The following is a 1,471-nucleotide window of genomic DNA, read 5'->3' as shown; positions in this document are numbered from 1 at the left end:
GATCCGCCACCCAATGTTTGGCATCGCCGACCAACACCGCCACGGAGATCGCCATACAGCGTTGCCCTGCGGCCCCGACCGAGGCACCAACTAAGTTACTGAGTACCTGTGCTTTATTGGCGTCAGCCATCACCACCATATGGTTTTCGCCCAGCAAACGCCTGCACACGCTTGAAGTTTGCGTGCGGTTGGTAGATGTATCGCGCGGTCGGCACCGAGCCAACAAACGAAACGGCACGCACATCAGGATGCGTGAGAAGAAAGTCGACCTGCGCTTACCCCATGCACGATCTGCACACCCATCCGGCGCACCAGCATCGGCAAACAGTTGCGCTAAGCGCACCGACGTCAGCGGCACCTGTTCAGAAGGTTTCAGTACAAACGTATTGCCACTGGCAATCGCAATTGGAAACATCCACAACGGGATCATGGCAGGAAAATTAAACGGCGTAATACCACAGCACACGCCCAACGGTTGGATGAGCGAGTAGCTGTCGATATCAGTGGCCACATTTTCCACCGTCTCCTCCATCATATTGCTCGGCAATATTGGCCGCTTGTTCCACCACTTCTATCCCTCGCCACACATCGCCTTTGGCATCGGCAAGGGTTTTGCCCGTTTCTTGAGAGAGCAATTGCGCCAGTGCCTCGTGATTTTCTTTGAGCAAGTGCTGATAACGCAACATCATCTGGCCGCTCTGAACCGCGACCTCTTTCCACGATTGGAATGCTTCACTGGCAGTGGCAATTGCACTGGTCATTTCTGCTGGCGTGGCGCAAGGAAGACGCGCAATCACCTCGCCGGTGGCGGGGTTGGTCACATCAATCCATTCGTTGCTCTGAGATTCAACAAACGAACCTTGGATAAAAAGAGGTACTGATTGGGKTCATGTGGCTTTCCTCTCACTTTTTTTCATCGCTGCTTAGCGCTTTACTAAACCGGAATTTCGATGCCAATCGCGGTGGCCTCTCCGCCCCCAATGCACAGTGCAGCCACACCTTTGACGCTGCGACGGCACTTAGCGTCACCATTGGTACCCAACGCTTGTAACTGACGCAAGCTGTGAATCAAAGTGACTAGAATTCGGGCACCACTGGCACCAATAGGGTGGCCTAACGCACAGGCGCCCCCTTTGATGTTGACTTTGTCTGCGGCCAAGCCGAGCTGCTGGATGGCAATTTGTGTCACGACGGCAAACGCTTCGTTGATCTCCACAAATCCACCTCGTCGATTCCCCAATCGAGCTGGCTTAGCAGTTGCTCAATCGCGTAAACCGGCGCGACGGTAAACTCGGCAGGCAAGCGAGCATGGCTTGCGTGGCCGCGAATGATCGCCAGTGGCGTTAAGCCTTGCTTCTCGGCCCAATCACCGTCGGCCAATATCAGCGCCGCTGCGCCATCCGCAATTGCGCTGGAATTGGCGGCGGTCACCGTACCGGCTTCGGCAAACGCAGATTTTAGTTTGGGAATT

At 55.0% G+C, this 1,471-nt stretch carries 2 pseudogenes; both read right to left on the bottom strand.

Annotated elements, in window-relative coordinates:
* Positions 1-866 (bottom strand): annotated as a pseudogene (locus CIK04_RS27205) (aldehyde dehydrogenase family protein); the annotation flags it as partial.
* Positions 867-934: 68 nt separating this feature from the next.
* Positions 935-1,471 (bottom strand): annotated as a pseudogene (locus tag CIK04_RS27200) (acetyl-CoA C-acetyltransferase); the annotation flags it as partial.

This window comes from Vibrio sp. 03_296, from assembly GCF_002265885.1.
This window is presented reverse-complemented; position numbering and strand designations above follow the sequence as displayed.